At 49.5% G+C, this 21,461-nt stretch carries 21 protein-coding genes; 5 read left to right on the plus strand and 16 right to left on the minus strand.

Annotated elements, in window-relative coordinates:
* The first annotated feature begins 59 nt into the window (after window positions 1-59).
* From H9Q13_RS13875 to H9Q13_RS13885, 3 genes are all read left to right on the plus strand, one after another.
* On the plus strand, window positions 60-485 hold the full coding sequence (locus tag H9Q13_RS13875) for a RidA family protein (protein ID WP_191184403.1): 426 nt from the start codon (window positions 60-62) through the stop codon (window positions 483-485).
* A gap of 30 nt (window positions 486-515) precedes the next feature.
* Entirely contained in the window at window positions 516-2,336 is a 1,821-nt protein-coding gene (locus H9Q13_RS13880; RefSeq protein ID WP_191184404.1) for a MutS-related protein, read from the plus strand.
* A gap of 66 nt (window positions 2,337-2,402) precedes the next feature.
* Window positions 2,403-2,645 (plus strand): hypothetical protein, encoded by a 243-nt coding sequence (locus H9Q13_RS13885; protein WP_191184405.1) that lies wholly within the window; start codon window positions 2,403-2,405, stop codon window positions 2,643-2,645.
* A 68-nt stretch (window positions 2,646-2,713) separates the two neighbouring features.
* On the opposite strand, the gene tsf is transcribed toward H9Q13_RS13885, so the two are convergent.
* The 6 genes from tsf to H9Q13_RS13915 all read right to left on the minus strand — a co-directional run bounded on the left by tsf (window position 2,714) and on the right by H9Q13_RS13915 (window position 7,551).
* Window positions 2,714-3,547, minus strand: a complete 834-nt coding sequence (tsf, locus tag H9Q13_RS13890) for a translation elongation factor Ts (RefSeq protein ID WP_191184406.1) — start codon at window positions 3,545-3,547, stop codon at window positions 2,714-2,716.
* A gap of 221 nt (window positions 3,548-3,768) precedes the next feature.
* Entirely contained in the window at window positions 3,769-4,536 is a 768-nt protein-coding gene (gene rpsB, locus H9Q13_RS13895) for a 30S ribosomal protein S2 (protein ID WP_191184407.1), read from the minus strand.
* Window positions 4,537-4,557: 21 nt separating this feature from the next.
* On the minus strand, window positions 4,558-4,944 hold the full coding sequence (gene rpsI / locus H9Q13_RS13900; RefSeq protein ID WP_018476900.1) for a 30S ribosomal protein S9: 387 nt from the start codon (window positions 4,942-4,944) through the stop codon (window positions 4,558-4,560).
* Between the two features lie 6 nt (window positions 4,945-4,950).
* Window positions 4,951-5,400, minus strand: coding sequence for a 50S ribosomal protein L13 (rplM, locus tag H9Q13_RS13905; RefSeq protein WP_191184408.1), 450 nt, complete (start codon window positions 5,398-5,400; stop codon window positions 4,951-4,953).
* Between the two features lie 230 nt (window positions 5,401-5,630).
* Entirely contained in the window at window positions 5,631-7,184 is a 1,554-nt protein-coding gene (locus tag H9Q13_RS13910; RefSeq protein WP_191184409.1) for a M56 family metallopeptidase, read from the minus strand.
* A gap of 1 nt (window position 7,185) precedes the next feature.
* Complete coding sequence (locus tag H9Q13_RS13915) at window positions 7,186-7,551, minus strand: BlaI/MecI/CopY family transcriptional regulator (RefSeq protein ID WP_191184410.1); 366 nt, start codon at window positions 7,549-7,551, stop codon at window positions 7,186-7,188.
* A gap of 200 nt (window positions 7,552-7,751) precedes the next feature.
* Between H9Q13_RS13915 and H9Q13_RS13920 the strand changes: the two genes are divergently transcribed.
* The gene (locus H9Q13_RS13920) at window positions 7,752-8,732 is read left to right on the plus strand and encodes an NAD(P)H-quinone oxidoreductase (RefSeq protein WP_191184411.1); all 981 of its coding nucleotides are present in this window, start codon (window positions 7,752-7,754) and stop codon (window positions 8,730-8,732) included.
* A gap of 66 nt (window positions 8,733-8,798) precedes the next feature.
* Here H9Q13_RS13920 and H9Q13_RS13925 read toward each other — a convergent pair whose 3' ends face one another.
* The 5 genes from H9Q13_RS13925 to recA form a co-directional block, all read right to left on the minus strand.
* A complete protein-coding gene (locus H9Q13_RS13925; protein ID WP_191184412.1) occupies window positions 8,799-9,512 on the minus strand; it encodes an RluA family pseudouridine synthase in 714 nt (237 codons plus the stop codon).
* A gap of 245 nt (window positions 9,513-9,757) precedes the next feature.
* Window positions 9,758-10,798 carry a sensor histidine kinase gene (locus tag H9Q13_RS13930; RefSeq protein WP_191184413.1) on the minus strand — a complete coding sequence of 347 codons (1,041 nt, stop codon included), beginning with the start codon at window positions 10,796-10,798 and terminating at the stop codon, window positions 9,758-9,760.
* Window positions 10,799-10,801: 3 nt separating this feature from the next.
* On the minus strand, window positions 10,802-11,545 hold the full coding sequence (locus H9Q13_RS13935; RefSeq protein ID WP_224744290.1) for a response regulator transcription factor: 744 nt from the start codon (window positions 11,543-11,545) through the stop codon (window positions 10,802-10,804).
* 150 nt (window positions 11,546-11,695) lie between these two features.
* Window positions 11,696-12,508 (minus strand): DUF3108 domain-containing protein, encoded by an 813-nt coding sequence (locus tag H9Q13_RS13940; RefSeq protein WP_191184414.1) that lies wholly within the window; start codon window positions 12,506-12,508, stop codon window positions 11,696-11,698.
* A gap of 172 nt (window positions 12,509-12,680) precedes the next feature.
* Window positions 12,681-13,724, minus strand: coding sequence for a recombinase RecA (recA, locus tag H9Q13_RS13945; RefSeq protein WP_191184415.1), 1,044 nt, complete (start codon window positions 13,722-13,724; stop codon window positions 12,681-12,683).
* A 197-nt stretch (window positions 13,725-13,921) separates the two neighbouring features.
* On the opposite strand from recA, the gene H9Q13_RS13950 reads away from it, so the two are divergent.
* Complete coding sequence (locus H9Q13_RS13950; RefSeq protein WP_191184416.1) at window positions 13,922-15,034, plus strand: hypothetical protein; 1,113 nt, start codon at window positions 13,922-13,924, stop codon at window positions 15,032-15,034.
* 5 nt (window positions 15,035-15,039) lie between these two features.
* Here H9Q13_RS13950 and H9Q13_RS13955 read toward each other — a convergent pair whose 3' ends face one another.
* The 5 genes from H9Q13_RS13955 to H9Q13_RS13975 all read right to left on the minus strand — a co-directional run bounded on the left by H9Q13_RS13955 (window position 15,040) and on the right by H9Q13_RS13975 (window position 21,448).
* Complete coding sequence (locus H9Q13_RS13955) at window positions 15,040-15,672, minus strand: GNAT family N-acetyltransferase (protein WP_191184417.1); 633 nt, start codon at window positions 15,670-15,672, stop codon at window positions 15,040-15,042.
* Window positions 15,673-15,968: 296 nt separating this feature from the next.
* A complete protein-coding gene (locus tag H9Q13_RS13960; RefSeq protein WP_191184418.1) occupies window positions 15,969-16,400 on the minus strand; it encodes a hypothetical protein in 432 nt (143 codons plus the stop codon).
* A gap of 261 nt (window positions 16,401-16,661) precedes the next feature.
* Window positions 16,662-17,624 carry an AAA family ATPase gene (locus H9Q13_RS13965; protein WP_191184488.1) on the minus strand — a complete coding sequence of 321 codons (963 nt, stop codon included), beginning with the start codon at window positions 17,622-17,624 and terminating at the stop codon, window positions 16,662-16,664.
* A 10-nt stretch (window positions 17,625-17,634) separates the two neighbouring features.
* On the minus strand, window positions 17,635-19,020 hold the full coding sequence (locus H9Q13_RS13970) for a peptidylprolyl isomerase (RefSeq protein WP_191184419.1): 1,386 nt from the start codon (window positions 19,018-19,020) through the stop codon (window positions 17,635-17,637).
* Between the two features lie 118 nt (window positions 19,021-19,138).
* Window positions 19,139-21,448 (minus strand): peptidylprolyl isomerase, encoded by a 2,310-nt coding sequence (locus H9Q13_RS13975; protein WP_191184420.1) that lies wholly within the window; start codon window positions 21,446-21,448, stop codon window positions 19,139-19,141.
* Window positions 21,449-21,461: the final 13 nt, after the last annotated feature.

A 21,461-nucleotide genomic window follows, 5' to 3' on the forward strand; every position in this document is an offset into this window, starting at 1 on the left:
AGTCGATAGGCGTTCGTAGATTTGAATAATAAGCAAATTGGTATCAAAGTGTCTACTCTATGGCAAACGAAAATAACATCCTTAACTCATCCAAAGCGCCTGAGCCGGTGGGGTTGTACCCGCATGCGCGTCGTGTAGGCAATCTGCTTTTTCTGTCAGGAGTTGGACCGCGGGAGCGTGGCACAAAGAAGATTCCCGGTGTAGAGCTGGACGAAGCAGGCAACATCACGTCCTACGATATCGAAACTCAATGTCGCTCGGTGTTCCAGAATGTGCGCTATATTTTGGAAGATGCCGGCTCCGGTTGGGACAAGCTCGTTGACGTTACGGTATTCCTGACCAATATGAAAGATGACTTCGCTACTTACAACCGCATCTATGCCGAGTATTTCAAGGACAACCAGCCTTGCCGCACCACAGTAGAGATAAACAAACTGCCAACCCCCATTGCCATTGAGCTGAAGTGTATCGCTACGATCGATTAGGCTACACCTTGGCATCTGAAAAGGAATTACGTGCATAACAGAGAAGAAGAATTCAAGCAACGAGCTGCGGACTATGCGGAGCAGGAAAAGCAGGCAGCCGGAAAATCACGTACCGTGTCCTGGTTACGCGTAGTCGTGTTTGTAGCCGGAGCTGGTGTTGCCTGGTATTTTTTCAACGCCAGCAATATAAGCGGTGGCATTGTCAGCATATTCGGGTTTTATATCCTGTTTTTGCTGGTCATGCGCTGGCACAGCCGACTCGACTACAGGTATAAACAACTACAGTTACTCGGTAAACTTAACCTACAGGAAATTGAGCGCCTGCATGGGCGGCTGGACCAGTTCGATGGGGGCGTTATGTTTAAAGACGACCACCATGCCTATACCTCTGACCTGGATATTTTTGGCAGCAATTCCCTTTTTCAACTCATAAACCGCTCTGTGACCAGTATTGGCAAGCTCAGGTTGGCACAGTGGCTCCAACAGGCTGCCCCGTCTACTGAAGTATTGCAGAGGCAGGACGCTGTGGCAGAGTTGACGCAACCCAAGCAGCAGGAATGGTTGCAGCAGGCGCTTGTAAAGCCCATGCATTACAAACATGCCGAAAGCCATAGCCAGGAATTCTTTAACTGGCTCCGTCAGCAGGCATTTTACAAGCAGAACCCGTTTCTAAAAGTATTGGTTTTTTTGCTGCCTGTCCTCACGCTGGCTGCCATTGCCGCCTGGCTCTATGGTTACTCCGGTTACATACCAGTGGCATTCTTAGCTGTTCAATATTTGCTGGGACTTAAGTTTCAGAAGGTGCGCGATGAGTACTATGACAAGAGCATAGGGATGTACGAGGCGATGCAAAGCTATACCGATCAACTGCGGCACATGGAACAGTATACCTTTACAGCACCACTTCTCGCAGAAATCAGAGACAGGTTATACAAAGGAAATACCTCAGCTTCGGAGGCCATCGGCAAAGTAGCCAACATCATCGATTATTTCTCCTGGCGGCTAAGCACCCTGATGAGTTTTTTCCTGAACACAATCCTGATGTGGGATTTTGTGTGGATCTACCGGCTGGAGTCCTGGAAAGCACAGCATCTAGACCAAGTAGAAAAAGCGTTGGATCTGTTAGCTGAGTTCGAGGCATTGGCCAGTATGGCTGCTTTCCAATATGCCCATCCGCATTTTGCTATACCTAAGCTGAGCGCAATGCCTTTCGTATTTGATGCCGAGCAGCTGGCGCATCCGTTGATCTTTACTGTGGATCGCATCGCCAACGACTTCCAGATGCAGGGCGCTGGCAAAACGATCGTGGTGACGGGTTCCAACATGTCGGGCAAGACAACCTTCCTGCGTACTGTTGGCATAAACATGGTGTTGGCCTTTATGGGGGCTCCCGTATGCGCACAGCGTATGACGGTGGCTCCTATGCAGGTATACACCGCTATGCGCACCGTCGATAACCTGGCTGAAAATACCTCCTCCTTTTATGCCGAACTCAAACGCCTGCGCATCCTGCTCAACATGACGGAAGGGGAGGAGCCTGTCTTTTACCTGCTCGATGAGATACTCAAAGGCACCAACTCCCGTGACCGCCACGCCGGAGCCATGGCCTTGATTAGGCAGTTGCACCGCCGCAATGCCTCTGGCCTGATCTCGACACACGATCTGGAGCTCGGTGCCATGGAGCAGGAGCTGCCGGGTAGTGTAGAGAACTACAGTTTCAACAGCACCATCGAAGGCGACAGAATTTTGTTCGACTATACCTTGCAGCGTGGTATTTGCCGCAGTTTTAACGCCAGCAAGCTCATGCAACTGATGGGTATAGAAATGGAACGGACTGACGCAACCGGATAAATAGTGTGTACCCGAAGCCTGATTTTACGTTAGCACATTAGATCATTTTATAAAGCATATAAACCGATGAGAGTAGTAGACGACATAGCCCATCCAGAAATGAAGATCACCTTGCTTTCCTGGAACGGAAAGTACCTGCTGAAATTTGAGAAAGGAGACTTTGAGCAGACCTACAAGATAAGTGAAATGGAGATCGGCGACGACAAGGCCGCTAAAGCTCTCATTGACGAAGAGTTTTTGTCTGCCGTTACCAACCGCTTCCAGGATATGCGCGACGCTTTCGTATCGACGGTAAGAAGGAATGGGTAAGGTGTAGGCTTAATAATAGAAAAGGCTCTGAGAAATCAGAGCCTTTTCTATTATTAAGCTAATGGAGATTAGCCGATAGCCACACGCTTGAACTCAGTTACAGTCAGGCCTTTGCTTGTTTTGTCAAGCAGCTGCGTGATAGTAAGCGATGGGTCCTTTACGAACTCCTGGTTCAATAGTGTATTCTCCTTGTAGAACTTGTTCAGTTTACCTTGAGCGATCTTCTCCAGCATTTGCTCTGGCTTGCCTTCAGCACGCGCCTGCTCTTTGCCGATCTCGATCTCACGCTCAATGGTAGCCGCGTCAACGCCGTCTTTGTCAAGCGCGATTGGCTTCATGGCAGCGATCTGCATGGCGATGTCCTTACCAACTTCAGTCACGTCCGTGCCGTTTGTGTTGTTAAGGCCTACCAGTACACCCAGTTTGCCATTAGAGTGGTTGTAAGCTACAACTTTCTCTGCAGTTACATTCTCGTAAGAAACTACATCGATCTTCTCACCGATCTTACCCATCAGATCCGTAATGTGGTCCTGCAGGGAACGACCGTCAGCCTGTGGTGCTGCCAACAGCTCTTCTTTAGAAGAAGCGTTGGTAGAAACAGCAGTCTCCAAGATAGTTTTAGCCAAGTTTTTGAAATCATCTACTTTAGATACTGGCTCAGTTTCGCAAGCCACAGCAACTACTTTACCGTTAGTGCCATCTTCGCTTACCTGCGTCAGAACTAAACCTTCAGAAGTAACATTGTCAGCACGCTTGCTGGCAATCTTCTGTCCCTGCTTGCGCAGGATATCTTTTGCAGCTTCGAAGTCACCATTAGCTTCAGTAAGCGCTTTTTTGCAGTCCATCATACCTGCACCAGTTTCCTGGCGAAGTCTGTTAACGTCTTGTGCTGTAATAGCCATCTTTCTATAATTAAGAATTATGAATTAAGAATTACGAATGTTCTTGTTTGGGTTTACCGGAGAGCTTCACTTTAAACCTCGACTGCTTCCTGACACGCAAATTTAAAGTCTTGTGTCCTGCTTCAGATGTCTTGTGTCTCTCCTATGCCCTAAAACAAACTGAACATTGAAGCCTGTGAGCCCAATGTTCAGTTTATTTAAAATGCAATATGCATTAGAGATTATTGCTCGTCTGCTTCCTGCTTGGCCTTAATGCCTTCTTCTTCAGAACGCTTGCGCTCAGTCTCTTCTTTGTCCACTTTACGCTCAGACAGACCTTCTTCAATTGCCTTACCCATGATAGAAACGATCAGGGCGATAGACTTAGAAGCGTCATCGTTTGCAGGGATTGGGAAGTCAACCAGCTCAGGGTTTGAGTTTGTATCGCAAACTGCGAATACAGGTAGGTTCAACTTGTGTGCTTCCTTCACAGCGATGTGCTCACGCTTCACGTCAACAATGAAAAGGGCTGCAGGGAGTCTTGAAAGATCAGCGATACCGCCAAGAACACGCTCCAGTTTCTCACGCTCACGAGAAAGCATCAGACGCTCACGCTTTGCGATAGCTGCATAAGCTGTGTTGTCTTTTACCATCTTGTCGATGGTAGACATTTTCTTAAGTGACTTACGAACAGTCGCGAAGTTAGTCAGCATACCGCCCAACCAACGATCTGTCACATAAGGCATTTTAAGACGCTTCGCTTCTTCAGTAACGATGTCTTGTGCCTGCTTTTTGGTAGCTACGAAAAGGATCTTACGACCAGACTTGGCGATGTTCTTGATAGCTGAAGTAGCTTCTTCAAGCGCAACCAAAGTTTTGTTCAGGTCAATGATGTGGATACCGTTCTTCTCCATGAAGATATACGGAGCCATTTTCGGATCCCACTTGCGGGTAAGGTGACCGAAGTGAACACCTGCCTCAAGTAATTCTTTATAATTAGTACTTGCCATGTTGTTGATACACCTTTAATATTAACGTTTACTGAACTGGAATGAACGACGCGCTTTGCGCTTACCGAACTTCTTACGCTCCACCATACGAGGATCTCTGGTTACGAATCCTTCTTTGCGGAGTGCTGATTTAGTCTCGGCGTTTTCTACTACCAGTGCTTTTGCGATAGCAAGTCTAAGTGCTTCAGCCTGGCCGCTTACACCACCACCTTTTAGATTAGCAGTAACATCGTACTTGCCAATAGCTTCTAAGGTTTGAAACGGCTGATTCACAATAGTTTGCAATACTTCGTCAGGGAAGTATGCCTTGATATCTTTACCGTTAATAGTGATATTCCCTTGCCCGGCCGTCATATAGATACGAGCCACCGAGGTTTTTCTTCTACCAGATGTATTGATAACTTCCATTAATTATTAGATGTTGAGGGTTAATTCTTTAGGCTGCTGCGCCGCAAACGGGTGCTCGCTTCCTGTAAAAACATGAAGATTTCTGAACAGCTCGCGACCCAGGCTGTTTTTTGGCAACATGCCACGAACAGCGCGCTCTACAAGCAGCGTTGATGATTTAGCCTTTAGCTCACGTGGAGAAGTCTTCTTCTGACCACCTGGGTAACCAGTGTGTGTCAGGTAGTACTTCTGATCCCACTTACGGCCAGAGAAACGCACGTTATCAGAGTTGATAACAATTACGTTGTCGCCGCAGTCAGCATTTGGCGTGTACGAAGGCTTGTGTTTGCCTTTCAGGATCTTGGCGATTTCAGACGCCACGCGACCCAGGTTTCCTTGCCCAGCATCCACAATCACCCAGCCTTTGTTGGCTGTCTTCTTGTTGACATACTGAGTCTTAAAACTTAAATGATTCATTTTTGGTGGTTGTAAGCGATTTATTTAACAATTGACTATTTCTCGACAGTTCTTCGAAAATGGACACAAAGATAGAAGGTATAATTTTGATATGCAATACTTGTGTTAGAAATATACTGGAACACAGAGGAATAGTGGAGAAGCTGGGATTTATAGCCAGATAAGAAAGGCATTGGCCTGAAGAAACAAGAGGATTCTTCAGGCCGATGCCTTTTAGTTAAGCGACGGTATTATTTTTCAGAAGCTCTGGCCGGTGGCGGGGGAGGTGGCAGACCGGGCAGCTGACCATATTTGGCTTCTGCGGCAGGTATGCGTGGGTTCCTGTTGTAATCGTATACCTCTGTTTTGCCGGACTTCAGGTATACCACAAACGAAAGCAAATCGTACTCCTTCCTGTTGTTGAACTTGAAGCCAACGTGCTTCACATTAGGGTTCCTTTTCAGAAAAGCTTTGTGGTCTTCCGGGAGATTGGCTGCATCTTTATAGTAGTCGTCTGTTATCCCTATAATGTAGGTATACGCTTCATCAGCATCACCTTTCATAGGCGGAGGTGGAGGAGGTAGCTGCTCTTTGGCAGGTGGCGGCGGAGGCGTGCCTGGTGCTGGGGCAGGCGGTGGTGGAGGCGTTCCCGGTTTAGGCGGCGCTGGGAATTTCTTTTGGAACTCCTGTACCGGCTTCGAATTTTTGTTCTTTTCAGTGATAATAGAAACTACGCCTTTGGCGGCCCTGTTCCCGGTTACTTTTTTAGCACCTTCTCCTTTGTAAACATTGATACTGCTAATCGCTTTCGGGTCAAGTTTCTTATGGGCATTATCGGTGTCCTCTTTCCCGTCGATGTAATAGATAACCGAATCCGGAAGGGCTGTAATTGGCTCGCTCGGTTCCTGCTGCACGGGCAAGGTAATTGGCTCTGACATTTTGCTGTTTGCAGACAGCATGAGCGTTGGCGCCGCTATCAGCGGTATAAGCACGGCATACCTGGCCATGTGGCTCAGTGAGGTTTTGTTTTTGTTCATCATGGCAATTCTTCGTTTAAGTGATGGAAAATTAAACTGATTGGCAATCTGAGGTTGTGTGGCGCCTACAACTTTCAGTAAGAGGTATTGGTAAGATACTCTGTCGACGCCAGCATCTACAACATGCTGGTCGGCTATAAATTCAAGGTTTTCCTTCAAGGACTTTTTCATGAGCCACACACCCGGGTTAAACCAGTAAAGCACAGTGCTCAGTTCGGCCAGCAGCACGTCCAGCGTATGCCAGCCGTTCACGTGGATCTGCTCATGCCGTAGTATCGATTCCAGCTCGGGCGAGCGGTGCTGATCCGGATTCAGGTAGATGGTTTTCCAGAAAGAGAATGCCTCTGCTATACCTTGCACTTTGCGGAAGCCCACGCCCTGGTAGGAAGCAGGTACCGATGCACGGTGAATGCTATAAAGCGAGACAAACTGCAGCAGCAACCTTATGGTCATAAAGGCACAGCCTACCCAGAACAAGGCGACAGGTATAAGCCAGTAGTCGAATGCTGTTGCTTGCTCATGTATAGCGTTGGGTGACCAGGCAGACAGCACCACGGCGTAACTTTGCATAACGGCCAGTTCTTCGTGCCTGCTAAACAGTTCAGAAAGGTCTATCAGCGGGTAGACCGCAGAAAAGACGATGCCGAACACTAGGAAAAGCCGGTTGAGGTGGTAGAAGGTGAGTTTGCGAAGCACCAGCAGGTAGGCCAGGTAAAACAGCACCAGGGCTACGTTCGCTTTCAGTAGGTATAGGAGCAGGGTCGGCATATCATTTCGATTTTTTATTCTCGATCATGTCAATAATTTCCTTCAACTCTTCTGCGCTGATCTGTTTTTCCTTCGCAAAAAAAGTTACCAGCTCTTTGTAGGAGTTCTTAAAGTAATCGCCCACGAAGCCCTTCATAAAGCGTTTCTTATAGTCTTCTTCTTTGATGAGCGGGGTATAGCGGTAGGTGTTGCCAAACTTCTCGCTCTGCAAAAAGCCTTTCTTCTCCAGGTTTTTCACCGTGGAGGCCAGGGTGGTATAAGGTGGCTTGGGTTCGTCCAACTTTTCCAGGAACTCCTTTATAAATCCGCCATCCAGCGACCAAATCGCCTGCATGGCTTCTTCTTCCTGTTGCGTCAGCTTTTCCATAGTGTTACGATGTTTTCGTATAATTACGAAACTTTCGTAATAAGGTCAAGTGTTTGTGCGGTAATTCTTTAGTTATTTTTATTGGTAAGGTAAAATATGCTGATTAGCTTAACTGAAGGCGGTTTTATCCATAATCAGGAAACATCTGTTTTCTGTCGGCGTCTTAAGGTATAGCCACCTATTTTTGTAAATTGACCGAAATGAAAGCCATTATCTTGAAGCAGCCCGGCGGACCAGAGCAACTGGTGCTGGGGGAATACGAACAGCCATTGCCTAAACCGTACGAACTGCTGGTGCGCGTGAATGCCACAGCGCTCAATCGTGCCGACACCTTGCAACGGCAAGGCAAGTACCCGCCCCCGAAGGGTGAAAGTCCGTTACTGGGCCTTGAAATGGCCGGGGAGGTGGTGGAAGCAGGTATAAGCTGTACCCGTTTCAAGAAGGGCGATAAGGTGATGGGCTTGTTGCCGGGCGGTGGCTATGCCGAGTACGCCGTGCTGCACGAGGAAATGGCCATGGCTATACCTGACAACCTCAGCATGGAGGAAGCGGCCGCTATACCTGAGGTCTTTCTGACAGCCTGGCAAGCTTTGGTATGGCTCGGTAAGCTGCAGGCAGGGGAAAGGGTGCTGATTCATGCGGGAGCCAGCGGCGTAGGCACAGCAGGTATACAGCTGGCACGCGCCTTACAAGCCGAAATACTGGTGACGGCCTCTGAGCAAAAAGTAAAAGCCTGTCTGGAACTGGGTGCTCACAAAGCGATAAACTATAAAGAAGTGCCTTTTGAGGACGAAGTACTGGCCTACACCAACTCAGAAGGGGTGGATGTGATCGTGGATTTCATAGCCGGGCCATACTTTAAACAAAACGTCGAGTGCCTGCGCCTGGACGGCAGAATGATTTTGCTGGCGAGCCTGGGCGGTGGCAAGGTAGAGGACTTCGACTTGCGACAGATCCTGATCAAACGGCTGCAGGTAATCGGGTCTACACTGCGTTCCCGCACTCGCGATTACCAGATAAAGCTCACCCAGGACATGAGCAACTTCGCTCTGCCTCTGTTTGAGAACGGTTCAATTAAACCTGTAGTAGATTCTGTGTTCGACTGGAAAGATGTGGCTGAAGCGCACCGTTACATGGAAGCCAATAAGAACATTGGCAAGATCGTGCTACGGGTAAGTTAGAATGGCTATACCTTATAAAAGAGCAAAGGGGACTGATACCGCATCAGTCCCCTTTGTTTTTTTCGGCTAGTTATACTGCCTGAGTTGCTTGATCAGCACGGCCATGTCTTTCGGGTATGGCGCCTCTATTTTGATAGGTTCCTCGTTCATCAACCTAAAGCCAATGGTATGCGAGTGCAGGGCAAAGCGCTTGATAAGCGGTTGCTCTTCAGTTTGCTGCTTCAGGTTGAACTTGCGCTTCAGGGTACTTAGGTAGAGGTGCTCGCCTCCGTACAGCGAGTCGCCCACAATAGGCGCTCCCAAAAAAGCAAGGTGCACGCGTATCTGGTGCAAACGACCCGTTACCGGCATGCACTCGATTAGGGTATGGCGGCTGTAATTCTCCAGCGTTGTGAAGTAAGTCTCGGCTGGTTTGCCCTGTGGCGTGAGCTTGGCAACACCCTTCGCGCCTGCCAGAATAGAGCGCTTCACCAGCTCATCCTCAAATTTATGCACGCCCCAGGCTACGGCATGGTATACCTTATACACTTGGCGGTGCTCAAATTGCATAGACAAGTGACGGTAAGCCTCCGGGTTTTTAGCGAACACAAGGCAGCCCGACGTGTCCTTATCCAATCGGTGGCAGGCTTGCAGGTCGGGGTTGTGCTGCTTGGCGAGTTTCAGTAAGTTGGTGGTATTCGGCGTGCGGTCTTCCAGAGTGGCCAGAAAAGGTGGTTTGCTCACCACCAGGAAGTCCTCATCCTCAAATATGATCAGGTCTTTAAAAACCGGGTATTTCATTCTAAACTTTATCTTTAAATGGCACAGCTATACCTTAGCTGTACGACCTGCAAAGATACGCAAATTTGGTGGGTGTTGATTGATGGTTGCTAATTGTTGATTGTCAATTGTTAAATGGCTTCATGGTTAAATTGTTGCAGGATAAGCGTTCGCAGTCTTATGGCATCTTACCTGCCTCTAAATTTACCCTTAAAACAACCCAGGCACCTAAGCGGGTACTGAAACTGCCTTTACACAATTAGCAATCAAGCCCCTTTCGCCTTTGTGAGCTTAAACCTCAGCGTTGTACCTTTGCCTAGCTCGCTCTTCACGGCGATAATGGAGCGGTGCGCCTCGATAATGTGCTTGGAAATGGCCAGTCCGAGTCCAGAACCCCCGCTGTCGCGCGAACGGCTTTTGTCAATGCGGTAGAAGCGCTCGAAGATGCGGTTGATATGTTCCTGTCCTATACCTGTGCCGTCGTCCTTTACCGTGATGGTATAGCGTTTTCGGCCCTCTGCAAACGACACCCAGATGTTACCACCCGTGCGGCCATACTTAATGGCATTGTCCACGAGGTTGATGAATACCTGCCGGATGCGGTTCGGGTCTGCGTGCAGCATGACTTTCTCTCCAGGGTCCACGTCCAGATGCAGGCTGATGTTACGGTTAGAAGCCTTCTGTTCTAATTGCTCAAAGACTTCGTGCGCCAACTGCACCGCGTCGAAATCCTGTTTTTCCATTTTTACTACACCCTTCTCAAACTGCGAAATACTGATCAGGTCCTGCACCAGCGTATCCAGTCCGTCGAGGCTGTTGGCGGCCTTCTGCAGAAACTTGTCGCGCACCTTGGGGTCGTCCATAGCGCCATCTAGTAGGGTATGGATGAAGCCCTGGGCTGCAAAAATCGGGGTTTTGAGCTCATGCGACACATCGGCCAGAAACTCACGGCGCATCACCTGCAGGTGCTTCAACTCATCGATTTCCTGCTGCTTGCGCTCGGCTATGAGGTAAATGTCGTCCTTTATTTTTTTGAGTGGGTCGGCGGTAAAGAGAGAGCGGCCTTCCACTTTCCGGTATTCCTGCTTTTTGATCTTCTCCAGACTGGAATAAACGTTCTTGATCTCCCGGAACACAAGCGCCTCGTAGGAGAGGTATATCAGCAAAAAACAGCAGATGAAGACCAGCACGAGGGCCGCCATCAGCCCCTTGGATGAAAAATAACTGGCTAAAGCCAAAAAGGCAGTAAGCACAAGGGCCACTGCCAATGACACTAAAAGGGCAAGCGTGCGGGAGTTCAGGTTCATGTTTTAATCGGTGTTGAACTTATAGCCAACCCCTTTGATGGTTTTAATATTGTCCTCCCCGATTTTTTCGCGCACCTTCCGGATATGCACATCTACTGTGCGGGCTATGACATATACATCGTTGCCCCATACGTTATTGAGCAATTCTTCGCGTGTAAATACTTTGTTAGGGGTTGTAGCCAGGAAAGCCAGCAGTTCGAACTCTTTTTTCGGCAATGTGATTTTCTGCTCGTCTTTATACACCGCAAAACTGGTGCGGTCTATGCGCAGTCCTCCGATCTCGATCACTTTCTCCTGTTCTTCCTGGTGTGCGTCGCGACGGGCATAAGCTGCCAGTCGGCTGAGGAGGGCACGTGGCTTGATGGGCTTGGTGATGAAGTCGTCGGCACCGGCATCGAAAGCGGCTACTTCTGAGAACTCCTCGGCCCGGGCCGTCAGGAAAATGATGTGCGTATTCCGGAATTCGTTGTCTTCACGCAACTGGCGGCAGGCGGCTATGCCGTCCATCAGGGGCATCATCACGTCCATCAGGATCACATCCGGTTTAAAAGACTGGGCCACTTCGATGGCTTTCTTTCCATTTTCGGCCTGTGCTACCTCATAGCCTTCACGGGTCAGATTGTAGTGGAGTAGTTCTACGATATCCGGATCGTCGTCCACTACCAGTATTTTATAGTGGGATTGGTTGGGTGTCTGCACAGTCAGTGTTTTGGTTATGGATACGGCGTTTTTAAAATGAGTAGGCATGGGGCTGTTGGTCATTGGCTATGCCCTGTTTCAACGCAAATATATTGTTTCGGGTGCTACAATAACTTTACTAAGGCAAATCATAATAGTTTCTTAACATTGTCGGGGTGCCAACCACTAAAAAAGCCAGCTGGTATAGCTGGCTTTTTCTTATTTCTGTGCTACAAGGGCGGGTTTGTGTTTCAGGTTCTTATGCTCATACAGGTCTACCTTAACGGCGCCTACAAACATTTCTGCCGAGATCAAGACCGGTATTTTGTTCTTGTCGTCTGACAGGTATACGGTAATGGCGTCTTCCCCGTCAAACAGTTTGTTCTGCGGCATTTTCGGTACCAGTTTAATGGCCCTAAACGACCCTGCTTTGGTGCTGATGGTTTCACGTCCCTGGTAAGTCACCACCATGTCAAACGCTTCTTCATCAAAAAAGCCTTTGATCGTAAACTTATCGCCGGGCTTAAACCTGTTATAATCTAAAGTGCGCAGATAATAAAAACCACTGACAATGTCTTGCGCCCCTTGCGGTATTTTGTGGGTGCTGTTCTTTTTGTCTTTGTTCTTCTTTTTCATCTCCACCTGAGCGGTGTTGGTATAGTGGTTAAAATCCACTGTTTCGCGCTTGCGATAACTGCCCTCCTCTATGTTGCGGAAAGAGCGGTGCGGCAAGATGGCAGCTGTGTCAATATAGGATTGCCAGGTGTCGCGGATTTTGATGAAAAGATCAAAAGAACTGGTCGTTTTGCCGTAGACAGTCGCTTTGTAGGTGAGCCTGTCGTTTATTCGGTGCAGGTTGGGTGAGATATCGATAACCGCCTCAGCTGCATTGATCGGGCCATAGTGCACTTTGTACTTCAGCACTTCGCCGGTGCTAAAGCTTTCGTTGGGTACGGTGCGCAACGATTCTTTGGTTGCAAAACCGGAGAGCACCACTATGAGTAAGATTATTGCAGGAAAGATCCTTTTCATACGCTGTAATTTAAGACTTGCAATGTTTTGATTTGAATAATCAACTATTATACCAAAGCAGGTCTTTGTACTAAGATAGCAGTTTGTCTTCACACATCCAACAACATAAAATGCAAAAAGGTGCTATGTCGCATAGCACCTTTTTGCATTACTTATTATCGGAGAACAAGGTTCATTCAGCTCCGGCTGTGTCTTCCAGTGCGGCGGCCACTTTCTCTGGTTCGCCTTTCACGATGGCTCTGATCTTGCCTTCGATCTCTTCCTGCAACTCCGGATTGTCAAGCAGAATCTGCTTCACACCGTCACGGCCCTGGCCCAGCTTGTCGCCGTTGTAAGAGAACCATGAGCCTGACTTTTGCACTACGCCCAGTTCTACACCAAGGTCAAGGATCTCACCTACTTTGGAGATTCCCTCGCCATACATGATGTCGAACTCTACCACTTTGAATGGAGGTGCTACCTTGTTCTTCACCACCTTGACGCGGGTACGGTTACCAGTGATGTTGTCGGCAGACTCTTTGATCTGGCCAACACGACGAATATCCAAACGCACGGAAGCGTAGAATTTAAGAGCGTTACCACCAGTAGTGGTTTCCGGGTTACCGAACATCACCCCGATCTTCTCGCGTAGCTGGTTGATGAAGATACAGCAGCAGCCGGTTTTGTTGATGGTACCGGTCAGCTTGCGCAATGCCTGTGACATCAAACGTGCCTGCAAGCCCATTTTACTGTCACCCATGTCGCCTTCCAGTTCGCCTTTCGGCACGAGGGCAGCAACGGAGTCAATTACGATAATATCGATAGCGCCTGAACGGATTAGGTGATCGGCGATCTCCAAGGCCTGCTCTCCGTTGTCAGGCTGAGAAATCAACAGGTTTTCAGTATCTATACCTAGTTTCTCGGCGTATGCCTTGTCAAATGCGTGCTCTGCGTCAATAAAGGCGGCCAGGCCACCGGCGCGCTGCGCCTCTGCAATAGCATGCATGGTAAGCGTGGTTTTACCAGACGATTCAGGACCGTAGATCTCAATGACACGGCCGCGCGGCAAACCGCCAATTCCTAAAGCAATGTCGAGTCCAAGCGAGCCGGTAGAGATAGCAGGGATGTCCTCCACTTTGTTATCGCTTAGCTTCATTACAGTGCCTTTACCATAAGTCTTGTCAAGCTTGTCTATCGTCAGCTGCAGGGCTTTTAGTTTTTCGTTGCTTACGCTCATGTGTGTTTAATTAAATAGCTTTATATTGATGGTGAAATTACGACGTTCAAAATCAATTTGCAAAAAAAGTCAAAGGTATTTTGCTAATTTTTTTAGTTGAGTATTGCCGTCTTGTTACAACAGCTTTTGTTGGCTTTTTGTGCCATTACTTCTACTTTTTTATGAGTTATTTAAGGCTTTTGTTTTGCGGCTTCCTGATGTTATACAGTGGTTTAGCCTATGGGCAGTTAAACAACGATGCGCTGCAAATGCGTATGCCCGTTAAACCTGAAAATGCTAACCAGGTTAGAATTGGGTTGCATGCATTCGGCTTCTCCAAAAACAATGAGTATTTCAACCGCATTGCCGATGGCTATACCTTGTTTGGGTATCATTTGCTGCCTCGGGTAAGTTATTATCCTGCCGCTTCGGTGCGAATTGATGCAGGGGCTTTCCTGTGGAAGGACTTCGGAAGTTCGGGCTATCAGGACATTCAGCCAACCTTCGCAGTGAAGGTGCAGCGAGAGAACTGGGCCTTCGTATTCGGCACGCTGGAAAGCAATCTCAACCACAACTATATCGAGCCGCTTTATGATTTCGAGCGGGTGATCAACAACCGCCTGGAAAATGGCATGCAATTCCTGCTCAGAACGCACCGTGTGGATCTGGATGCCTGGATAGACTGGAGCAAAATGATCTACCGGGCTGACCCGGACCGGGAAGAGGTGGCAGGCGGCATCAGTTCGGCTTTACAATTGCTACACAGGCCCGGCAGGGTAGCGGGCGATTCGGTGAGGCTTTCTATACCTGTACAGTTCACAGCCCAGCACAAAGGCGGCCAGATCGATAACTCCGACTTGCCGCTGCTTACAGTGGTAAACGCTGCGGTAGGTATAGCACTGGAGCGGCAGTTACCACACAAGGTCCTGCATCGGGTTTATACCAAAAACTATTTGCTGGGATTCAAAGATTTTTCCAATACCTACCAGTTGCCCTTTAAGACTGGAGGCGGCCTATACCTGAACGCCGGAATAGATACCAAGTATCAGGATGTGATGCTGAGTTACTGGCGAGGCAGTGGGTATGTCACCGAGTTGGGTGGCAAATTGTTCCAGTCGGCTTCTACCACCTACAAAAACCCCGACTATGTGCAGGAAGACCGTCACCTGCTGATTTTGCGCCTGACAAAGGATGTTGAATTGCTGGAAGACCTGTACCTGTCCCTGCGCCTGGAGCCCGTCTTAGACCTGGACAATCCGAAGCTGGAGTTTTCCAATGCCCTATACCTGACTTTCGATACCGATTTCTTTGTGGGGAAGCCCAGAAAGTAGGCTAGCTATACTGCAGTTTCGGTACTGTTTTCTTTGAGCCGCTGCATGGTGTGCTCATAGTCCTCGCGTGTCATTCCGTAGTAGGTCAGGTCCAGCAACTCTTCGGAGTCGGCACCCCGGAAATCACTGCGCAATACCCCTTCTTTTAGGAAGCCACAGTTCTCGGCCAACGTTGCATAGCCCAAATTGGCCTGGGTGCAGCGAATGTATACCTTGTTGAGTTTCAGGTTTTCGAATGCAAAGTGCTGTACGGCCCGGAGCGCTTCCTGGGCAAACAAGGCTGTGTCGGGCCATCCAGTGAAGTAAAGGGCTGCTTCGGCTTTTGGTACGCTTCGGTCAATATTTTTAAGGGCTATGTCACCAATGTAAGTTTTGTTGTCTCTCAGCCAAACGCCAAAGTCAAATTGGCGGCGGTTGTCCCAGTCGGTGCGGAGCTGGGCCAGTTGGTTACGGGCGTCTTCCAACACACGTACCCGCGCTAATCTACCGCTGAAGGCAGGGGGGAGGGCTGCGGTATTTTCCTGGATCAGGCTCATAAACTCCTGTTCGTCGCCCTCTGCATAGGGGCGAAGTACCAGATGCTGGGTGTCCAGTCGTTCTTCGGATGAATCGGGTAGGATGTTGTAGAGGAAGCTCATATCAAACGTTTTTTCAGGAAAGGACTATCATTAGCCGCCTTCCTTGTTTATTCATACGCTTAAGAGCCCGAAACGTGTTTTGTTTATTTTGTATCAGCCAGGAGTAGAATTGTCCGAAAGTCTTGTGAAAGGGGAGTGCACTTTGATGTTACAGCAGCATGAAAGCCAGCATTAGGAATGCCATATACCGTGGGGGCTGTTAGCTAGCATAGGCAACAGGTATAGCGTCTCTATAAACGAAAAGCGCCCACAGTTCTATACCTGCGGGCGCTCTTTTAATGATTAGTCTTTATGCCTTACTGGTTCAGCAGGAACGGATAGCTGAAGTGCTTCGGGCTATGGAGCTGCTGCTGTCTCATCATCACGTCCAGGGTATGGGCCGTCTCATTGAAGAATTCCAGCCTTCTGATCAGCATTTCTTTTTGCAACACCGTACCGCCAGCTGTTTTCATGTAAGCGCGTTTGTCTTCCATCACACGCTGCAGCACTTCCATCACCTGGTTCTCATGCTGCTGGAACCAGCGGGTGAAATCATCCAGGCGGGCAGCGCCCGGCGTCTCGGATCTGAAGTCCAGTCCATGTAGGCGCAGGATGTCAGCCAGCAGGTCTACTTCTAACGGAACAGACACATTGTAGGGCATGGAGCGAACCTCCAATTTGCTGTTGAGTGCTCCCAGTATAGTGGCCAGGTTATCTTTAAAGCGAACGTATAGCGCAGCCGCTTCCATAAGTCTTTGGGTAATGTGAAAAAATCAGTACGGGCGCAAAATTACACCAATAAGGTTAGATTGCTAAATTGTTTGCTGGTTAAATCGCTAAATTATTGATTGCTGACTGTTAATTGTTAGTCGAGGATAGGTTAAACGACTAAGTTGTTGAAATCCTTTAAAGATCGAGCAGTGTGAACAATGCTGATGGTCCAACTAATATGTAAAGCCTTCGCTATACCTAGTTTCTTTTTTGGCAACCGACAATTCAACCAGCTATACCTACAGCAACTCCCGTATCAGCTGTTCTTCTGTTATGCCCTCTGCCTCGGCTTTGAAGTTGCGCACGATGCGGTGACGGAGTATAGGAAGAGCCACTGCCTGTACATCTTCGATATCAGGGGAGTATTTGCCGTTGAGCAAGGCATTGCACTTGGCGCCCACGATCAGGTGTTGGGAGGCACGCGGGCCTGCGCCCCACTCCAGGTACTGGCTTGCCTGCTTCGAGCCCATTTCGGTGTTCGGACGGGTCTTGTGCACTAGTTTCACGGCATACTCCACCACATTGTCAACCACCGGTACGCGGCGTACCAGTTGCTGGAAAGCCAGGATGTCGTTCGCGTGGAGGATCTTGTCGAGTGTTGTGCGAAGGGCTCCTGTCGTGTTCTTTACGATCTGCAGCTCTGACTCATAACTTGGGTAACCCAGCGTGATGTTGAACATGAAACGGTCCAGCTGCGCCTCGGGCAGTGGGTACGTGCCCTCCTGCTCGATTGGGTTTTGAGTAGCCAGCACAAAGAACGGTCTGGGCAGTTCGTAACGCTTCCCGGCTACGGTCACAGCGTACTCTTGCATGGCCTCCAATAGGGCAGCCTGGGTCTTGGGAGGCGTACGGTTGATCTCATCAGCCAGGATGATGTTGGCGAAGATCGGGCCGGTTACGAAATTGAAGTTGCGGTCTTTGTCCAGCGTCTCGGCTCCCAGGATATCGGAAGGCATAAGGTCGGGCGTGAACTGCACCCGGCTGAAAGACATGTCCAGGGAAGAGGCAATGGTCTGGATCAGGAGGGTTTTGGCAAGCCCCGGAACGCCTACCAGCAAGCAGTGCCCCTGACAAAAAACGGCTGTCAGCACCAGTCTCACCACTTCTTCCTGGCCTACTATTACTTTCGATATTTCGGAGGTAAGGTCCTGGTAGGCGCGGTGTAACGCGTCGGCTGCTTCTTTGTCAGAGGTATACTGCATCATATTTTATCTATTGCGTTAGCTGTAGCACTTTACAACGATCGTATTCCGGGTCGATTTCGATGTATACGGTATCAATGTTTTTCCGGAACCACTCATCCACCGCTTTGTCTCTTTTCTGGGCAAGGGCAGCCGCGGATATCTTCTGGTAGTCGTCCTGCATGTTGGCCATGTGAGGCGATGACTTAGACTTCAGGTATAGGATACGGGCAGCCTCCCTGCCATCCTCGGTACGGAAAGCAACCGGCTTGGACACATCGCCTACCTTCATGGTGTCGATCACGAAGAAAACGCTTGGGTCCACCTCGTCCATCGGTGTATAGGTACTGCCCGTCATGCGGCTCTGCAGCATGCCGCCGTTGTCTTTTGTGTTTTTGTCGTCAGAGAACTCCTTCGCCGCTTTTGCAAAAGTGATGCTGTCGTTTACAATGAGCGTGCGCACGCTGTCAAGGGCAGCCATGGCGTCCTGTATGTCAACAGTGGCGGTGGCAGGCTTGATCAGGATGTGACGTGTATTAAACTCCTGGCCTTTGCGCTCAATCAGCTGGATCAGGTGGAAACCGAACATGGATTCTACCACATTGGACATCTGACCTGGCTCCAGTCGGAGAGCAGCCGCTTCGTACTCCGGTACAAGTTCTTTTTTCTTAAAGAATCCCAGCTCCCCGCCATCTTCGGCTGAGCCCGGGTCCTGGGAGTATTTTTTAGCCAGGGTTGCAAAATCCTCACCTGCCAATACCCGGTTGCGCAGTTCCTCCAGTTGTTGGCGGGCGGCGGCTTTCTGCTGGCGGCTCACCTGCGCATATTTTACAATGTGCCCTAGCTCTACCTCACTCGAGAAGTAGGGAAGGCTGTCAGCCGGGATCTGGTTGAAATAGCGACGAACTTCCTTTGGGGTTACCGTTACTTTTTCGGTTATCTGGCGCTGCATCTTTTCAGAAACCATCTGGTTACGCACAGTGCGGCGCAGTTCGTCCTTGAGCTGCTTCAGGCTTTTGTTGTAGTACTGCTCCAGACGCTCGGTTCCGCCCACCTGCGATGCCAGGTAGTCTATTCTGCGGTTGAGTTCGTTGGACACCATGCTTTCTTCTACAGTCACGGAGTCCACTTCGGCGCGTGCCAGCAATAGTTTCTCCTGCACCATGGATTTGAAAATCTCGCATTTCAGCTGCTCATCGTTCGGGCTAGGCTGCTTTTTGGTTTGGGCCAGGTACTGCAGGTAACTAAACTCAAGCTCAGACCGCAAAATAATATGATTGTCCACTTTGGCGATGATGCCGTCAAGTTTCCTCTGTACCGGTATCTGACCGTAGGCAGTGAAGGTGGAAAGCAGGCTCAGCAGGACCAGGGCCAGCGATCTTTGAATACTTTGTGATGTTATGGTTGTGTTATGCATGATTGGTTTGAGTGCCGGTAATCTATACCCGTCCTCTTACAGGACCGGGTTGCAATCTCTTAAGTTTTTCTAAGCAAAAAAAGCTCCACCTATAAATGGGAGCTTTTTTGAAGCGCAATTATTTCTTGATGATTTTCTCTACTTCCGTTTGGTTGATCGAAACCGGGTTTTTCTCCTGAAGCTGCTTTACCCACTGCTCATCCAGGTAGTTTTGGTAATCAGCGGTAACCTGACCCCTTACTTCGTGAAGTTTTTTAGGGGCCAGAGCCAATATCTCATGCACGATCACCAAGTACTGGCGGCCGTTGAGTTCTGTGTTGTAGGCCCCTTTTTCCCAGTTCACGGCATCCACGGCTTTGTTCTCACCCTTCTGGAACCTCTTTTCCGAAATCTGCACACCCAGTGGGTTCCCTGCGTTCAGATTCTCGGCCAGTACGCTCAAATCAGATGAGTAAAGTGCAAAAGAAGCTCTTCGGTTGCGGCGGCGACCCGTCTCCGTATTGTCAGAGGCTGCTTGCTTTGTCTTACCCAATGCCTTCTGTGCTAACTGTTCTGTTGGCACATCCCGCTTAGTTAAGTAGGCAACGATGCTCTTAGCACGCTCTGCCGATAGATCGCCTTTGCCAGTTGCTTCGCGGGCGTCGACATGGCCGTTCACCTCAAGCGACAACTCTGGATTGTTCTTTAGTCGTTCTGCCAGCTCGTTCAGTTTGGCCAGTGCTTCTTTGCTAAGATTTGCGCTGTTTACCTCAAACATGATGTCTGCGGGCTTTCCGTTGCGTACTTCGTAGCGTCGTTGGCCAAGTTGCTGCTGCGCTTTGGCAAGCAGTTCCTTATTGGCGGCGCTTATAACAGTGGCATGCGCACGCTCTTTCCACTGATACTTGTCTTTATTCTGATCAAAATAGGTTTTCAGGCCCACCGAGTCCTCCACTGCTTTGGACCATACCTTCTCGTCCATGAGTTGGAACAGCAGGATGCCATCGTGGTATTCTCTCACAAGCATGCGGTAGTCGACGTGCTTGTTTTCGAGGTTGGCTCTTTCGTATTCCAGCAGGCTCTTGTTAACGTAGTTGTCATACAGCATATTCATGTAATGCGCGGCAGTGCCAGTGTTGCGCGGGCGCTGCTCTGACTTAGCAAACGTAAAGAACTCACCCACAGTATAGGGCTTGCCCTGTATTGTGAACAAAGTAGATTTGAGTAATTTGTCTGCTGCATCGTAATCCCACTTCGCCTTCAGCAACTCATCTGTAGCCTTTCCTATGGCTGCCGTCTTGGCCGCTGCATTCTCCGAGAAGTTGTTCTCCGTTTTGATGCGTTTCAGGAAGGCCGTTTTATTCAACTCTGAGCGAGAGTCTTTGGCGATTTTGTTACGCAGGTTCTGCTCCATGTCCTCAAAAGGAGGGAGGGTCTGCTTGCCTACCAATTTGATGATATGCCAGCCGTAAGGCGTGCGCACAGGCTTGGATACCTCACCTTCTTTTTTCAATGCAAAGGCTACTTCCTCAAAGGCCGGAATCATGCGGCCAGTACCGAACCAAGGCAGTTCCCCTCCGTTGTTGGCGGAGTTGGCATCCTCAGAAAATTCAGCGGCCAGCCTGTCCCAGTTCTCTTTGCGCTCCACGCGTCTGTGGATGGCGTCTATGCGTTGCTTGGCTGCCAGCGAGTCTGCTTTTGGCATGCCGGGTGTAGCACGCACCATAATGTGCGCCACCTTTACCTCGCCCTGCGCCTGGCGTTTGTCGTTTACTTTGATCAGGTGATAGCCAAAGCGTGTGCGAACCGGCATAGATACCTGGCCAACCAGTGTTTTGTAGGCAGCGTCCTCGAAGCGGTACACCATCTGCATGGCCGTAAAGTAACCCAGGTTGCCGCCGTTCTCTGCGGCCGATGGATCCTGAGAGAATTCCTTGGCAAGTTTATCGAAAGACTCGCCTGCTGCTATACGTTTGCGCAGGTCCTGTGCCTGATTATAGGCGGCCAGTGTGTCCTGCGGGTCGGGGTCTGAGGGGAGGCCGATAAGGATGTGCGAGGCGTTCACCTCCTGTTGCAGACGCTCGTAGGCCTCCTGCACCAGTTTGTCGGTCACGCTCTTTTCGGTCAGGTATGGCTGGGCCAGTTGCTCCTTATACCCTTCCAGTTCCCGCCGGAAGGCCATGGTGGTGTCCAGGCCGCGGCTCTCGCCTTCCATTACTTTGAGCTTGAACCGGGTATACAGGTCCAGGTACTCGCTAACGCTTTGGCGTGTGTAGGCGTCCTCATTGCCGCCATTGTTCTTCTCGTATACATACTGGAACTCCGAGGTATAGATTGGCTGAGATCCAATAGTCGCAATGATGGGTTCTTGCTTGTCATTCTGCCTGGTTGCGGTACAGCCAGCCATTAGCAGGGCCGCTGCCGCAACAAGTAGTTGATTGCTGCGCATAAGTAGATTATAA

The organism is Pontibacter aquaedesilientis, assembly GCF_014773225.1.
GTDB lineage: Bacteria > Bacteroidota > Bacteroidia > Cytophagales > Hymenobacteraceae > Pontibacter > Pontibacter aquaedesilientis.

Coding starts and splice junctions, on each gene's coding strand:
- H9Q13_RS13875 (WP_191184403.1), top strand. CDS start 60: ATGGCAAACGAAAATAACATCCTTAACTCATCCAAAGCGCCTGAGCCG.
- H9Q13_RS13885 (WP_191184405.1), top strand. CDS start 2,403: ATGAGAGTAGTAGACGACATAGCCCATCCAGAAATGAAGATCACCTTG.
- tsf (WP_191184406.1), bottom strand. CDS start 3,547: ATGGCTATTACAGCACAAGACGTTAACAGACTTCGCCAGGAAACTGGT.
- rpsB (WP_191184407.1), bottom strand. CDS start 4,536: ATGGCAAGTACTAATTATAAAGAATTACTTGAGGCAGGTGTTCACTTC.
- rpsI (WP_018476900.1), bottom strand. CDS start 4,944: ATGGAAGTTATCAATACATCTGGTAGAAGAAAAACCTCGGTGGCTCGT.
- rplM (WP_191184408.1), bottom strand. CDS start 5,400: ATGAATCATTTAAGTTTTAAGACTCAGTATGTCAACAAGAAGACAGCC.
- H9Q13_RS13910 (WP_191184409.1), bottom strand. CDS start 7,184: ATGCCGACCCTGCTCCTATACCTACTGAAAGCGAACGTAGCCCTGGTG.
- H9Q13_RS13915 (WP_191184410.1), bottom strand. CDS start 7,551: ATGGAAAAGCTGACGCAACAGGAAGAAGAAGCCATGCAGGCGATTTGG.
- H9Q13_RS13920 (WP_191184411.1), top strand. CDS start 7,752: ATGAAAGCCATTATCTTGAAGCAGCCCGGCGGACCAGAGCAACTGGTG.
- H9Q13_RS13925 (WP_191184412.1), bottom strand. CDS start 9,512: ATGAAATACCCGGTTTTTAAAGACCTGATCATATTTGAGGATGAGGAC.
- H9Q13_RS13930 (WP_191184413.1), bottom strand. CDS start 10,798: ATGAACCTGAACTCCCGCACGCTTGCCCTTTTAGTGTCATTGGCAGTG.
- H9Q13_RS13935 (WP_224744290.1), bottom strand. CDS start 11,545: ATGCCTACTCATTTTAAAAACGCCGTATCCATAACCAAAACACTGACT.
- H9Q13_RS13940 (WP_191184414.1), bottom strand. CDS start 12,508: ATGAAAAGGATCTTTCCTGCAATAATCTTACTCATAGTGGTGCTCTCC.
- recA (WP_191184415.1), bottom strand. CDS start 13,724: ATGAGCGTAAGCAACGAAAAACTAAAAGCCCTGCAGCTGACGATAGAC.
- H9Q13_RS13950 (WP_191184416.1), top strand. CDS start 13,922: ATGTTATACAGTGGTTTAGCCTATGGGCAGTTAAACAACGATGCGCTG.
- H9Q13_RS13955 (WP_191184417.1), bottom strand. CDS start 15,672: ATGAGCTTCCTCTACAACATCCTACCCGATTCATCCGAAGAACGACTG.
- H9Q13_RS13960 (WP_191184418.1), bottom strand. CDS start 16,400: ATGGAAGCGGCTGCGCTATACGTTCGCTTTAAAGATAACCTGGCCACT.
- H9Q13_RS13965 (WP_191184488.1), bottom strand. CDS start 17,624: ATGCAGTATACCTCTGACAAAGAAGCAGCCGACGCGTTACACCGCGCC.
- H9Q13_RS13970 (WP_191184419.1), bottom strand. CDS start 19,020: ATGCATAACACAACCATAACATCACAAAGTATTCAAAGATCGCTGGCC.
- H9Q13_RS13975 (WP_191184420.1), bottom strand. CDS start 21,448: ATGCGCAGCAATCAACTACTTGTTGCGGCAGCGGCCCTGCTAATGGCT.